At 73.6% G+C, this 12,903-nt stretch carries 13 protein-coding genes; 4 read left to right on the top strand and 9 right to left on the bottom strand.

Annotation, left to right across the window (positions count from 1 at the left end):
* The first annotated feature begins 339 nt into the window (after positions 1-339).
* Positions 340-1,542, top strand: coding sequence for an amino acid deaminase/aldolase (locus tag ABT127_RS08405; RefSeq protein ID WP_351445919.1), 1,203 nt, complete (start codon positions 340-342; stop codon positions 1,540-1,542).
* A 48-nt stretch (positions 1,543-1,590) separates the two neighbouring features.
* Here ABT127_RS08405 and ABT127_RS08400 read toward each other — a convergent pair whose 3' ends face one another.
* Genes ABT127_RS08400 through ABT127_RS08385 form a run of 4 tightly spaced genes read right to left on the bottom strand, consistent with a single transcriptional unit; the run spans position 1,591 to position 6,420 of the window.
* Positions 1,591-2,871 carry a haloacid dehalogenase-like hydrolase gene (locus ABT127_RS08400; protein WP_351445917.1) on the bottom strand — a complete coding sequence of 427 codons (1,281 nt, stop codon included), beginning with the start codon at positions 2,869-2,871 and terminating at the stop codon, positions 1,591-1,593.
* 33 nt (positions 2,872-2,904) lie between these two features.
* Complete coding sequence (locus ABT127_RS08395) at positions 2,905-3,687, bottom strand: 3-oxoacyl-ACP reductase (RefSeq protein WP_351445915.1); 783 nt, start codon at positions 3,685-3,687, stop codon at positions 2,905-2,907.
* Positions 3,684-5,051 (bottom strand): aldehyde dehydrogenase family protein, encoded by a 1,368-nt coding sequence (locus tag ABT127_RS08390; protein WP_351445913.1) that lies wholly within the window; start codon positions 5,049-5,051, stop codon positions 3,684-3,686. Before ABT127_RS08390 ends, ABT127_RS08395 begins: the two co-directional genes overlap by 4 nt.
* Positions 5,052-5,061: 10 nt before the next feature.
* Positions 5,062-6,420, bottom strand: a complete 1,359-nt coding sequence (locus ABT127_RS08385; RefSeq protein ID WP_351445911.1) for a glutamine synthetase family protein — start codon at positions 6,418-6,420, stop codon at positions 5,062-5,064.
* An 85-nt stretch (positions 6,421-6,505) separates the two neighbouring features.
* Here ABT127_RS08385 and ABT127_RS08380 point away from each other — a divergent pair, with 85 nt between their 5' ends.
* Entirely contained in the window at positions 6,506-7,231 is a 726-nt protein-coding gene (locus ABT127_RS08380; RefSeq protein ID WP_351445909.1) for a FadR/GntR family transcriptional regulator, read from the top strand.
* Positions 7,232-7,375: 144 nt separating this feature from the next.
* Positions 7,376-8,074 (top strand): gamma-glutamyl-gamma-aminobutyrate hydrolase family protein, encoded by a 699-nt coding sequence (locus tag ABT127_RS08375; RefSeq protein ID WP_351445907.1) that lies wholly within the window; start codon positions 7,376-7,378, stop codon positions 8,072-8,074.
* Positions 8,075-8,100: 26 nt separating this feature from the next.
* On the opposite strand, the gene ABT127_RS08370 is transcribed toward ABT127_RS08375, so the two are convergent.
* Entirely contained in the window at positions 8,101-9,054 is a 954-nt protein-coding gene (locus ABT127_RS08370; protein ID WP_351445906.1) for a LysR family transcriptional regulator, read from the bottom strand.
* Between the two features lie 70 nt (positions 9,055-9,124).
* On the opposite strand from ABT127_RS08370, the gene ABT127_RS08365 reads away from it, so the two are divergent.
* Positions 9,125-10,300: a TDT family transporter gene (locus tag ABT127_RS08365; RefSeq protein WP_351445904.1), complete on the top strand. Its 1,176-nt coding sequence runs from the start codon at positions 9,125-9,127 to the stop codon at positions 10,298-10,300.
* On the opposite strand, the gene ABT127_RS08360 is transcribed toward ABT127_RS08365, so the two are convergent.
* The 4 genes from ABT127_RS08360 to ABT127_RS08345 form a co-directional block, all read right to left on the bottom strand.
* A complete protein-coding gene (locus ABT127_RS08360) occupies positions 10,272-10,460 on the bottom strand; it encodes a hypothetical protein (protein WP_351445902.1) in 189 nt (62 codons plus the stop codon). The genes ABT127_RS08365 and ABT127_RS08360 overlap by 29 nt on opposite strands.
* Positions 10,457-11,167 carry a helical backbone metal receptor gene (locus ABT127_RS08355; protein WP_351445900.1) on the bottom strand — a complete coding sequence of 237 codons (711 nt, stop codon included), beginning with the start codon at positions 11,165-11,167 and terminating at the stop codon, positions 10,457-10,459. The genes ABT127_RS08360 and ABT127_RS08355 overlap by 4 nt, the downstream gene beginning before the upstream one ends.
* A 10-nt stretch (positions 11,168-11,177) precedes the next feature.
* Positions 11,178-11,753: a helix-turn-helix domain-containing protein gene (locus tag ABT127_RS08350; protein ID WP_351445898.1), complete on the bottom strand. Its 576-nt coding sequence runs from the start codon at positions 11,751-11,753 to the stop codon at positions 11,178-11,180.
* A gap of 111 nt (positions 11,754-11,864) precedes the next feature.
* Positions 11,865-12,839, bottom strand: coding sequence for a hypothetical protein (locus tag ABT127_RS08345; protein ID WP_351445896.1), 975 nt, complete (start codon positions 12,837-12,839; stop codon positions 11,865-11,867).
* Between the last annotated feature and the right edge of the window lie 64 nt (positions 12,840-12,903).

Here is a 12,903-nt window from a genome sequence, read left to right as displayed (position 1 = left end):
GCGCCCCTGACGGGGCCCGGCCCGCCCGGCGGTGGGGTGTCGGGGAAGCGGGCCGACGGAGGTGGTGGGGGTGGAGTCGGCGGCAACGGGGGGACCTCGGGCGGGAGTTCGGGTCCGGAGGGCTGCGCGGCGCGCGGCGGGACCGGGGGGCGCGGTGGCACTGAGGGGCGCGGAGGAACGCGACCGGCTTCCGTACTCATGCCTCCCCGTTTCCTCAGCCTGCGTGCGCGTCACTCTAACGGGCGGAACCGGGTAGGGCAGGACGCAGTCCGCACACCCGGCCGATCTGCCCGGAACATCCCCCTACCCTGCGGTAATCGAGTCTGGCAGGCTTCGGACATGACACCCCGTGCAGCCGATCGCGCCCGCTTCGACCGGGCCACCGCCCACCTCGACGCCCCCGTGGCCATCGTCGACCTGGACGCCTTCGACGCGAACGCCGCCGATCTGGTGCGGCGCGCGGCGGGCAAGCCGATCCGGGTGGCCAGCAAGTCCGTACGCTGCCGCGCCCTGCTCGAACGGGTGCTGGCGCGCGAGGGGTTCGCCGGCATCATGTCGTTCACGCTGGCCGAGTCGGTGTGGCTGGCGCGGTCGGGGTTCGAGGACGTGCTGCTCGCGTACCCGTCGGCGGACCGCGCCGGGTTCGCGGAGCTGGCACACGATCCGAAGCTGGCCGCCGCGGTGACCGTGATGATCGACGATCCCGCGCAGTTGCGGCTGATCGACGACGCCCGGGACGGCGGCCGCGAGGAGATCCGGGTCTGCCTCGAACTCGACACGTCGCTGCGGGCGCTGGGCGGCCGGGTGCGGGTGGGGGCGCTGCGCTCGCCGCTGCGCACGCCGTCCCAACTCGCCGACCTGGCACGGGTCGTGGCCAGGCGGCCGGGGTTCCGGCTGGTGGGGATCATGGCGTACGAGGGTCATGTGGCCGGGGTCGGCGACGCGGTGGCGGGGCGGCCGGTACGGTCCCGGGCCATCCGGCTGATGCAGGGGGCCGCGCGCCGGGAGCTGGCGGCGCGGCGCGCCGCGGTGGTGCGCGCGGTGCGGGCGGTGGCGCCCGACCTGGAGTTCGTCAACGGCGGCGGCACGGGCAGTGTGCAGCACACGGCCGCCGAGGACGCCGTCACCGAGATCGCGGCCGGGTCGGGGCTCTACGTGCCGCGGCTCTTCGACAACTACACCTCGTTCAGCGGGCGTCCGGCCGCGCTGTTCGCGCAGCCGGTGGTGCGCAGGCCCGGCGTCGGTGTGGTCACGGTGCTCGGCGGCGGCTATCCGGCGTCCGGCGCGGCGGGGCCGGACCGGCTGCCGGTGCCGTACCTGCCGGAGGGGCTGCGCTACGACGGGCAGGAGGGACCGGGCGAGGTGCAGACGCCGCTGCTCGGCTCCGTCGCCGACGATCTGCTCATCGGCGACAAGGTGTGGTTCCGGCACGCGAAGGCCGGGGAGCTGTGCGAGCGGTTCGAGGTGCTGCACCTGGTGTCCGGGGACACCGTGACGGAGACGGTGCCGACGTACCGCGGTGAGGGCTACACGTTCCTGTGAGGAGGGCCGGGGCCGCGGCGGGTGCGCCGCGGCCCCGGTGTCCCGGGATCAGTGGACGGCGTCCACCTGGTCCGGCACGACCGAGCCGTCGTCGCGCAGGAGCGGGCCGAAGCCGCCCTCCGGCTTGTTGTACGCGGCCGTCGAGCACGGGTACGTACCGGTCTTCTGCGGCAGCGGCTCGATGAACATGGGATTGGCGACCCAGCGTCCGTCGGCGTCGTCGTAGGCGCGGCACATGATCTCGTTCTTGTTCCGGTTGAGCACGAGGTGGGCGCCGGTGGCGTCGCCGACGAAGGTCACGTCGGTGTCGGCGTCACCGCCGCCGAGGGCGATGCGCTCGTTCCAGCTCTGCCGGTGCCAGGCGGCCTTGCCCTTGATCCCGTAGATGTCCTGGTTGATCCAGCAGCGTTTGCCGTCGATGTACGGGATGGCCTCGCCCCGGGTGCGGCCGGTGCCGCCGCAGCCCTCGTTGTACGTGGTGATGCGGCCCTTGCGGTCGAGCACCGAGCGGATGGCGATGGTGTGGTCGCGGTCGATGCCGACGCCCCGTGACCACACCTCGGTGACGGGTTCGGACCCGGCCGACACGATGTAGACGTCGAAGCCGGCCCTCTGGAGCGTGCGGATGAGGTCGCGCTGCTGCGCGTAGTAGCGGACGTAGCCGGGGATGGTGTGGGTGCCGAGCGTCTGGGTCGCGCCGACGGGCGCGGCGAGGGCCTCCGTGCGGGCGGCGGCCGCGTACGACTCCAGCTCGGGCACCGTGTGGCCGGCGAACAGCTGCGGCACCCAGGCGTACTGGGGCACGGTGCGGCGGTGGTTCCAGTCGCCCGCGAAGGCCGCGGCGCCGCTCATGGTCTTTCCGGACTCGCGGATGTTGAAGATCTCGTCCGTGCAGTCGGTGTCGGTGGAGGTGGGCAGCGGGGCGCCCACGGGGACGTCGGTGCCGCAGGCGGCGGTGAGCGCCTTGTCGGCGTCGTCCGTCAGCCACTTGCTGGTCTTCTTCCAGCTCGCGGGGCGCAGGATCTTGTCGTGCTTGAGGGACCAGGCGATGGTGGCGTCGGTGACGTCGTTCTTGGCGACGGTGTTGTCCCAGTCGAACGCGGCGACGGGGCGCGGGCCGTGGTGGCCCTCGCAGCTCCCGCGCTCGTCGATCATGCGCTGGAGCTTCGCCCGGTTGTCGCCGTACCAGGGCAGCTTCTTCGACAGCTGCGGGCAGGCGCGATCGGTGGTGGGGGCGGACGTGGCGGCGGCCGCAGGAGAGACGAGAGCCGTGGCCACCAGAGCGGTGACCACGGCCGAAGTCCACGCGGAAACATTTCTGTTACGCATGCCTGGGGACCGTACACCTCCCCCGAGGGTCCCCTACAGAGGCGTGACGTAGGCGCCCGCGATCCCGCCGTCCACCAGGAAGTCGGTGGCGTTGACGAACGAGGCGTCGTCGCTGGCCAGGAAGGCGACGGCGGCCGCGATCTCCTCGGCCGCGGCGAACCGGCCGACCGGGATGTGCACGAGGCGGCGGGCCGCGCGCTCCGGGTCCTTCGCGAACAGCTCCCGCAGCAGCGGGGTGTCGACCGGGCCGGGGCACAGGGCGTTGACCCGGATCCCCTCGCGGGCGAACTGCACGCCGAGTTCGCGGGACATGGCGAGGACGCCGCCCTTGGACGCGGTGTAGGAGATCTGGGAGGTGGCCGCGCCCATCCGGGCCACGAACGACGCGGTGTTGATGATGGAGCCCTTGCCCTGGCGCCGCATGTAGGGGAGGGCGGCCTTGCAGCACAGGTACACGGAGGTGAGGTTGACGTCCTGGACGCGCTTCCACGCCTCCAGGCCCGTGTCGAGGATCGAGTCGTCGTCGGGCGGTGAGATGCCCGCGTTGTTGAAGGCGACGTCGACGGAGCCGTAGGTCTCGAACGCCGTCCTGAAGAGGGCCTCGACCTGTTCGGCGTCGGTGACGTCGACCTGGACGAAGGTCCCGCCGACGGCCTGTGCCGCCTTCTTGCCGGCGTTCTCGTCGATGTCGCCGCAGACGACGTGCGCGCCCTCGGAGGCGAGCCGGTGGGCGGTGGCGAGGCCGATGCCGCTGCCCGCGCCGGTGATGACGGCGGTGCGGCCGACCAGGCGGCGGCAGATGTTCTCTTCGGTCACTGTGCGGGGCCCTCCGTGCTCTCGGTGCTGATGAAGACGTTCTTGGTCTCGGTGAAGGCGGTGAGGGCGTCGGGGCCCAGTTCGCGGCCGAGGCCGGACTGCTTGACGCCGCCGAACGGGGTCCAGTAGCGCACGGCGGAGTGCGAGTTGACGGACAGGTTCCCGGCGCGGACGGCGCCCGACACGCGCAGGGCGCGGCCCAGGTCGCGGGTCCAGACCGAACCGGCGAGGCCGTACGGGGTGGCGTTGGCGAGCCGGAGCGCGTCCGCCTCGTCGGTGAAGGGCAGCAGGACCGCGACGGGCCCGAAGATCTCCTCCACGGCCGCGGGCGCGTCGGCGGCCTCCGCGGTCAGCACGGTCGGCGGGAACCAGAAGCCCGGCCCGGTGGGCGCGGTGCCCCGGATGCCGGGGGCGGAGTCGGGCACGAAGCCCCTGACCCGGTCGAGCTGCCCGCGGGAGATCAGCGGGCCCATCTGTGTCTTCTCGTCGAGCGGGTCGCCCACGACGACGGCGCCGAGCGCGTCGGTGAGCAGCGCCGCGGCCTCCTCGTACACCGTCTCCTGGACGAGGATGCGGGTGCGGGCGCAGCAGTCCTGGCCGGAGTTGTCGAGGAACGAGAAGGGGTCGAGGGCCTTCGTCAGGTCCGCGTCCGCGAAGACGACGTTGGGGCTCTTGCCGCCGAGTTCGAGCGTGACCGGCTTGACCAGGGCGGCGCACCGCTCCATGATCTCGCGGCCGGTGCGGGTCGACCCGGTGAAGACGATCTTCGCGACGTCCGGGTGGTCGACGAGGGCGCGGCCCGCGACGTTCCCGTGCCCCGGCAGGACCTGGAGGAGGCCCTCGGGGAGGCCCGCCTCCAGGGCGAGCTCGGCCAGGCGCAGCGCGGTGAGCGGGGTGGTCTCGGCGGGTTTGAGGACGACCGCGTTGCCGGCCGCGAGGGCGGGGGCCGTGCCCCAGGCGGCGATCGGCATCGGGAAGTTCCAGGGGGCGATGACGCCGACGACGCCGAGCGGTTCGTGGAAGGTGACGTTCCAGCCGCCGGGGGCCGGGATCTGCGCGCCGTTGAGGCGCTCGGCGCCGCCGGCCGCGTAATCGAGCAGGTCCCGTACGTTGCCCGCCTCCCAGCGGGCGTTGCCGATGAGGTGTCCGGCCTCGCGGACCTCCAGCCGCGCCAGTTCCTCCAGGTGCCGGTCGACGGTGTCGGCGAAGCGGCGCAGCAGGCGGGCGCGGTCGGCGGGGGCGGTCGCGGCCCAGGCGCGCTGGGCGAGGACGGCGCGGGCGACGGCACGGTCGACGTCGGCGGCGTCGGCGTCGGGCACGGTCGCGACGACCTCTTCCGTCGCCGGGTTCAGTACCTCGAGCACAGGGGGTTCCTCACATGCGTTCGAAGGAGCGGCGCAGCTCCCAGTCGGTCACCGCGGCGTCGAACGCGTCGAGTTCGACCCGCGCCATGTTGCGGTAGTGGGCGACGACCTCGTCGCCGAACGCGGCCTTGGCGATCGGGCTGTTCTCCCACAGCTCGGCGGCCTCGCGCAGGGTGGTGGGGACGTGCGCGTAGTCGGCGGCGTAGGCGTTGCCCGCGCAGGCGTCGGGGAGGTCCAGCTCGTGCTCGACGCCGTAGAGGCCCGCGGCGACGAGGCCCGCGACGGCGAGGTAGGGGTTGACGTCGCCGCCGGGCAGCCGGTTCTCGAACCTCAGCGAGCGGCCGTGGCCGACGACGCGGAGGGCGCAGGTGCGGTTGTCGTGGCCCCAGGCGACGGCGGTCGGGGCGAAGGAGCCCGGCTGGAACCGCTTGTAGGAGTTGATGTGCGGCGCGTAGAGCAGGGAGAAGTCGCGCAGCGCGGCGAGCTGTCCGGCGAGGAAGCGGCGCATGAGCGGCGACATCTCGCGGCCGTCGGCCATGGCGTTGGCGCCGTCCGCGTCGGCGAGGGAGAGGTGGATGTGGCAGGAGTTGCCCTCGCGCTCGTTGTACTTGGCCATGAAGGTGAGCGAGACACCCTCCTGGGCGGCGATCTCCTTGGCGCCCGTCTTGTAGATCGCGTGCTGGTCGCAGGTGACGAGGGCCTCGTCGTAGCGGAAGGCGATCTCGTGCTGGCCGGGGTTGCACTCCCCCTTGGCGGACTCGACGGTGAGGCCCGCGCCCGCCATCTCGTTGCGGATCCGGCGCAGCAGGGGCTCGACGCGGCCGGTGCCGAGGACCGAGTAGTCGATGTTGTACTGGTTGGCCGGGGTCAGGCCCCGGTAGTTCGCGTCCCAGGCCTGCTCGTAGGTGTCCTTGAAGACGATGAACTCCAGCTCGGTGCCCGTCTGGGCGGTGAGTCCGAGCGCGGCGAGCCGGTCCAGCTGGCGGCGCAGGATCTGGCGGGGCGCGGCGACGACGGGGGTGCCGTCGTCCCAGGCGAGGTCGGCGACGAGCATCGCCGTCCCCGCGTTCCAGGGGACGCGGCGCAGGGTGGCGAGGTCGGGGTGCATGGCGAAGTCGCCGTAGCCGCGCTCCCAGGACGACATCGCGTAGCCGTCGACGGTGTTCATCTCGGCGTCGACCGCGAGGAGGTAGTTGCAGCCCTCCGTGCCGTGCTCCAGGACCTCGTCGAGGAAGAAGGGGGCGGCGAACCGCTTGCCCTGGAGCCGTCCCTGCATGTCGGGGAAGGCCAGGACGACGGTGTCGATCTCTCCGCTCGCGACGAGGGCGCGCAGTCCCTCGACGGAGAGCGGTGGTGTGCGGTCTGCCACGGGAAAGGCCTCCTCGGGTCCGCCATGAGCCGATGCGCCATAAGGTATGGGGTGAAACCATTGGTTGGGAAGGGGACCAGGGCTCATGTCGCGCACGGATACGGACGGGGGGCTGGCGACGGTGCTGCGCCCGGTGCGGGCGGGCAACGGCTTCGAGGAGGCCCTGGAGCAGATCCTCCAGGTGGTCCGGCTCGGTCTGGTGCCGGCCGGTGAACGGCTGCCGTCGGAGCGGGAGTTGGCGGAGCGTCTCGCGATCAGCCGGGTGACGCTGCGCGAGGTGCTGAAGGTCCTCCAGGACCAGGGGCTCGTGGCGGCGCGGCGCGGCCGGTACGGCGGCACGTTCGTACTGCCGCGCCCCGAGGCGGGCGGCGAGGACGAGCTGCGGCGCCGGATCCGGGACGTGGACATCGAGGACGTGCTGCGCTTCCGCGAGGTCCTGGAGGTCGGGGCGGCCGGCCTGTGCGCGGACCACGGACTCGACGACGCCCGTGCCCGGCGGCTGCGCGCCGCGCTCGCGCACACCCGTGACGCGCCGCTCGCGGACTACCGCCGCCAGGACACGCTGCTGCATCTCACCCTCGCCGAGCTGTCCGGTTCGCCGACACTGGCGGGGAGTTACGCGGCGGTGCGCGCGAGCGTGAACGACCTGCTCGACTGCATCCCGCTGCTGGTGCGGAACCTGGAGCACTCCCAGCGTCAGCACACGGCCGTCGTGGAGGCCGTGCTCGACGGGGACGCGGACGGCGCGCGGGCGGCGATGCGCGAGCACTGCGCGGGCACGGCGGCGCTGCTGCGCGGCTTCCTGGCCTGAACGGGCCCGCGACCCCGAAAGGTCCGGATCCATTCCATTGGAACCGGCCCCGGTGACCGCATACTGAACGTCCCGGTGTGCGGCGCGGCGATCTCGTAATCTCTGGTGTCCCTGTCGCACAACAGAGGTCGGGAGCGCAGCACCATGGTGAGCAGGCCGCTGATCGGCATCAGCACCTACCTGGAGAAGAAGGCCAGTTGGGGGGTGTGGGAGATGCCCGCGACCCTCCTGCCCGCCGGTTACCCGCAGCTGGTGCAGTCCTCCGGCGGGCTCGCCGCGACGGTGCCGCCGGACGACGCGAAGCACGCGCCCTCGGTGGTGGCCCGGCTGGACGGGCTGATCATCGCGGGCGGCCCCGACGTGGCCCCGGAGCGGTACAAGGCCGAGCGCGATCCGCGCACCGGCCCGTCCGCCGAGGAGCGCGACACCTGGGAACTCGCCCTGATCCGCGCCGCGTTGACCTCGGGGACGCCGCTCCTCGGCGTCTGCCGCGGGATGCAGTTGCTGAACGTCGCGCTCGGAGGCACGCTCACCCAGCACATCGACGGCCACGTCGAGGAGACCGGTGTCTTCGGCCGGCACACGGTGACGCCGGTGCCGGGCACGCGGTACGGGGATCTGGTGCCGGAGCCGTCCGACGTGCCGACCTATCACCATCAGGCGGTGGACCGTCTGGGCCGGGGCCTCGTCGCCTCCGCGCACGCGGCGGACGGCACCGTCGAGGCCGTCGAGCTGCCCGGCATGTCCTGGGTGATCGGGGTGCAGTGGCACCCCGAGATGGGTGAGGACAAGCGCGTCACGGAGGGTCTGGTGCGCGCCGCGGGCACCCCGCACGGCTTCTGAGTCCTGCCGGAGAAGACGACAGGCCGTCAGCCCGTCCGGGTCAGTCCCAGCAGGTCCCGGGCCGGTCCCGTCGGCCGGTGGCCGGTGGGCCAGACGGCGCGCAGGGCACGGGTCAGCGGGGCGGCGTCCAGCGGGATCTCGACCAGGCGGCGGGCGGTCAGCTCCTCGCCGACCGCCAGTTCGCTGAGGACCGAGGGGCCCGCGCCGCTCACCGCCGCGGCCTTCACCGCCGTCGTCGAGGAGAGTTCGATCAGCGGGCGGGCCAGGCCGCCCAGGGCGGCGTCGAGGACCTGCCGGGTGCCCGAGCCCTCCTCGCGGAGGATGAGCGCGGTCGCGGCCAGCTCGTTCGGCGTCAGCGGCTTGCGGCGACGCGACCAGGGATGGCTGGGGGCGGTCACCACGATCAGCCGGTCGTGGGCGATCACCGTCGAGTCCAGGCCCGCCGGGACGGTGAGGCCCTCGACGAACCCCAGGTCCGCCTCGCCGGCCAGCAGCCGCTCCGCGACCACCGCCGAGTTCCCGGCCAGCAGCGAGACCGCCGTGTCGGGCCGTGCGGCCCGCAGCGCGAGGAGCCAGCGCGGCAGCAGGTACTCGGCGATCGTCATGCTCGCCGCCACGGTGAGACGCGAGTCCCGGCGGTCCCGCAGCGCCTGCGCGCCCGCGTCGAACTCCTCCGCCGCCGCCACGATCCGCCGCGCCCAGTCCGTGACCAGTGCGCCGGTGCCGGTCAGCCGGGAGCCGCGCGGGGAACGGTCGACCAGGGCCAGGCCGAGCTGGCGCTCCATGGAGCGGATCCGGCTGCTGGCCGCGGGCTGGGTGATGCCCAGCTCCCGCGCGGCGGCGCCGAGGCTGCCCAGGCGCGCCACGGCGAGGAGCAGTTCGAGCGCGCCGAGGTCGGGAACACGGTGGGCGAGCAGCCCGGGCGGGGACTCGCGCCCGGGGATCTGCTGCTCCTGCCGCCTCTGCCGTTCCTCGCCCATAAGGCCAGGTTATGCCCTCATACAGGGAACGTCCCTGGTGGGGGGCGGTCGGTCGGCGCATCGTGAAGGCATGGTCACTGCCGCCCAGCCCCGCTCCGTCCCCGCCACCGGCGTCCGCTCCGGCCCCGCCGGCCCCTCCAGCCGTGTGATCGCCGTCCGCCATCTCGGGCCCAACTGGTACGCGGCCGTCATGGGCACCGCGATCGTCGCCAACGCGGGCGCCACACTGCCGGCCGGGTTCCCGGGTCTGCGCACCGGCTGCACGGTGGTCTGGGCGCTGTCGTGCGTCCTGCTGGCGGCGGTGCTGACCGCGCGGGCGCTGCACTGGACGCACCACCGCGACCAGGCCCGGGCCCATCTCCTCGACCCGGCGGTGGCGCCCTTCTACGGCTGTCTGTCGATGGCGCTGCTCGCGGTCGGCGCCGGGACGCTGCTCGTCGGCCAGGACTGGATCGGCCCCGGCGCCGCCGTGGCGGTCGACACCGTGCTGTTCGTGGCGGGTACCGCCGTCGGGCTCGCCGCCGCCGTCACGATCCCGTACCTGATGGTCGTACGGCACCGGATCGAGCCGGGGCAGGCGTCACCGGTGTGGCTGCTGCCCGTGGTCGCGCCGATGGTGTCGGCGGCGGTCGGCCCGCTGCTGGTGCCGCACCTGCCGGCCGGGCCGTGGCGGGAGTCCTTCCTCCTCGCCTGCTACGCGATGTTCGGGCTCAGCCTGCTGGCGACGCTGGTCATGCTGCCGGTGATCTTCGCCCGGCTGGTCACGACGGGTCCGCTGCCGCTGGCGCTCACCCCGACCCTCTTCCTCGTCCTCGGCCCGCTGGGCCAGTCGACGACGGCCGCCGACAAGTTCGCCGACGTCGCGGCCGGCGTGCTCCCGGCCTCGTACGCGCAGGGCTTCACGGTGTTCGCGGTGCTGTACGGGGTGCCGGTGATGGGGTTCGCGCTGCTGTGGCTGGCGCTCGCCGTGGCGATGGTGGTGCGGGCGCGGCGCGAGGGGATGGGGTTCGCGATGACGTGGTGGGCGTTCACGTTCCCCGTCGGGACCTGTGTCACCGGCGCGGAGGGCCTGGGCAGGCACACGGGTCTCGCCGTGTTCGACGGGCTCGCGCTCGTGCTGTACGCGGCCCTGGTCGCGGCCTGGGCGGTGGCGTCGGTCCGGACGGTCCGGGGCCTGCTCGACGGGCGGCTGCTCGCGCCGCCCGCGCGCGTGACGGTCAGCGCCTCAGGGCGCGGTAGCGCTTGAGCAGCGCGGTGATCCGGTCCTGGTCCGCCGCTCCGTTGAGCTCGGTCAGCAGGTCGTCGGGGCACAGCTCGTAGTGGTCGCCCCACCAGCGGTGGCCCCGGTTGTCCCAGACCCGGTAGCCGCCCGGCACACCCCGTGCCACGTAGCGCCGTTTGCTCACCGCTCCCCCAGCTCCCGGCCGAGCACCTCCGGCGCCTGTCCCAACGACGGTCCGTACCACGTGAGATGGCGGCCGCTGACCAGCGCCGACGGCGCCGTGAAGGCCTCCGGTCCGTCGTCGGCGGTGAAACGGTGCGGCTCGTCGGGCAGCACCACCACGTCTTTTTCCACGGCCTCCAGGGCGTCGAGCGGGACGCGCGGGTAGCGCTCGGCGTGGTCCGCGTACACGTTGTCGACGCCGAGGCGGGCGAGCAGGTCCCCGGCGAAGGTGTCGCGGCCGAGCACCATCCACGGGCGCCGCCAGATGGGGATCACGGCTCGGATGCGGCGGGCGGGCGGAGCGAGGGCGGCCCAGGCCGCCTCGGCGTCGTCGAGCCAGCGCGGCCGGGACGGCACCCCGCACGCGCGCAGCACCCGGTCCAGCTCCGCCGTCGCCTGCGGCAGCGTGCGCACCTCGGTGACCAGGACCTCGATCCCGGCGGCGCGCAGGGCGGCGAGGTCGGGCGCGCGGTTCTCCTCCTCGTTGGCGACGACCAGGTCGGGGCGGAGCGCGACGACGGCCGGGACGTCGGGGTTCTTGGTGCCGCCGATCCGGGTCGCGTCCAGCCCCGCGGGGTGGGTGCACCAGTCGGTGGCGCCGACGAGGACACCGGGCAGCGTGACGGCGACCGCCTCGGTCAGGGACGGCACGAGGGAGACGACGCGCACGGCCCCGGCCCTACTTGGGCCCGGGCTCGTCGACCGCCTCGATGTGCTCGGCGACGGCCACCACGAGCACCCGCGCGTCCGGCACGGTCGCCCGCCAGCGGTGCCGTACGCCACCGGTCAGATACAGGGTGTCGCCGCGCACGAGACGGTACGCGCGGCCCTCCGCCTCCACCTCGACGGCGCCCTCGGTGACATGCATCAGCACGTCGTTGCGCAGCTGGAACTCGCGGCCCGGGTCGTGGTCCCCCACGAACTCCTGGGCGTGCATCTGGTGGTGCCCGCGCACCAGGGACCGCACGACGCCGCCCGCCGAGTCCTCCTCGACGTCGGTGTCGTCGGCGCGGACCAGATCGACGGTGCGGGCCGGGTCGGCGGCGGCGAGCAGTTCGACGGCGGTGGTGCCGAGGGCGTCGGCGACCTTCTCCAGGGAGCGGCGGCTGGGCCGCGCCCGCTCGTTCTCCACCTGGCTGAGGAAGGGGACCGACAGACCGCTGCGCTCGGCGACGGCGGACAGCGTCAGCTCCAGCGTCCGGCGGCGGCGCCGGACGGCCGCGCCCACACGAAGTGACTCCTTGTGTTCATCCATGACGTCCGCTCCCTCCCACCGCCGGCCTGTCCGTTTGATTGCACCCTACGCATGTTCGTCGCACCGTTTCATGCGAGCGGCGCAAGCCGTGGTCCCGGATCCGGCCGTGTGCTAAAGCTCGCGCCAGTAGACGAGCTGTCCCGCCTCCCCCGGCGCGGCCCCCTCCGCCGGGATGAACAGGCTTACCAGGAGCGCCCGGTGACCGCCAGGGTCCGTGATCCGGGTGGCGGACGGATTGGCGAAGGAGGTGGAGCCTCCGCGGGTGCGCAGCGGGACCCGGTCGGCTCGGCCGGACGCGGGATCGTAGGCGTACGCCGACCAGCTGCCGAAGTCGTCGCGCCACCGCTGCCCCTCGATGAGCACCATCGGCTCTCCGGCGAGGCCGACCCGGTCGCGGTCCCCTATGTTCCCGCTGGTGCCGTACCGCTCCACGGCCCGGTCGAGGCGGTGGTCGGGGGCGGCGCTCCAGGTGGTGAAGTGCTTCAGGGTGGCGGTGAGCTGGCGGTCGGTGTCGCAGCCGGCGCGGTAGTGGCCGGTCAGCTCGACGGTGTCGCCGTGCACGGCGGTGATCGCCGGGGTGCCCTCGGCGCAGGCGGAGAGGGTGCGGGGCGCGTCGAAGCGGTGGGCGGCGCGGCCGGTGAGGAGTGCGTCCAGATCGTCGTAGGCGCGTACGGCGATGTGGTTGCGGGGGTCCTTCTCGTACGCGAGGACGTAGCCGCCGCGGCCGTCGGCGGCGAGCGCGGGCTGGCTGGAGCCGGCGCCGAAGTCGTGCCGGCGCTGCCAGTGCAGCAGGTCGGCGGAGGTGGCGACGGCCGAGTGGAAGCGGCCGTCGGCGCTCATCGTGTGGTAGACGGCCAGGTACGTTCCGCTGCCGGCCTGCACGATCTGGGCGGCGTCCATGGTGGCGCCGGTGTCGTCGGTGAGGCCGTAGCGATGGCCGTCCGCCGCGGTGACGTCCGCGGCAAGCGCGACAAAACGGGCAGTGGCCGCCGAGGCCGGTTGGGCGCTGGCCCCGGGCAGCTGCGTCAGCAGCAGGACGACGGCGAGCGCGGCGGCGACGAAGGCGCTGAGCCGGGCGGCGGTCACTTCGGATCGAGCGTACGAACAGGGGCCCGGTCCGCGGAACGGGCAGCGGGGTGGGTTCCCTCAC

Origin of the sequence: Streptomyces sp. NPDC001904 (assembly GCF_040297005.1) — a bacterium.
Taxonomy (GTDB): Bacteria; Actinomycetota; Actinomycetes; order Streptomycetales; family Streptomycetaceae; genus Streptomyces.
Note: the sequence above shows the minus strand (reverse complement) of the source record. Positions and strands in the feature narration are given on the sequence as shown.

Coding starts and splice junctions, on each gene's coding strand:
- ABT127_RS08405 (WP_351445919.1), top strand. CDS start 340: ATGACACCCCGTGCAGCCGATCGCGCCCGCTTCGACCGGGCCACCGCC.
- ABT127_RS08400 (WP_351445917.1), bottom strand. CDS start 2,871: ATGCGTAACAGAAATGTTTCCGCGTGGACTTCGGCCGTGGTCACCGCT.
- ABT127_RS08380 (WP_351445909.1), top strand. CDS start 6,506: ATGTCGCGCACGGATACGGACGGGGGGCTGGCGACGGTGCTGCGCCCG.
- ABT127_RS08375 (WP_351445907.1), top strand. CDS start 7,376: ATGGTGAGCAGGCCGCTGATCGGCATCAGCACCTACCTGGAGAAGAAG.
- ABT127_RS08370 (WP_351445906.1), bottom strand. CDS start 9,054: ATGGGCGAGGAACGGCAGAGGCGGCAGGAGCAGCAGATCCCCGGGCGC.
- ABT127_RS08365 (WP_351445904.1), top strand. CDS start 9,125: ATGGTCACTGCCGCCCAGCCCCGCTCCGTCCCCGCCACCGGCGTCCGC.
- ABT127_RS08350 (WP_351445898.1), bottom strand. CDS start 11,753: ATGGATGAACACAAGGAGTCACTTCGTGTGGGCGCGGCCGTCCGGCGC.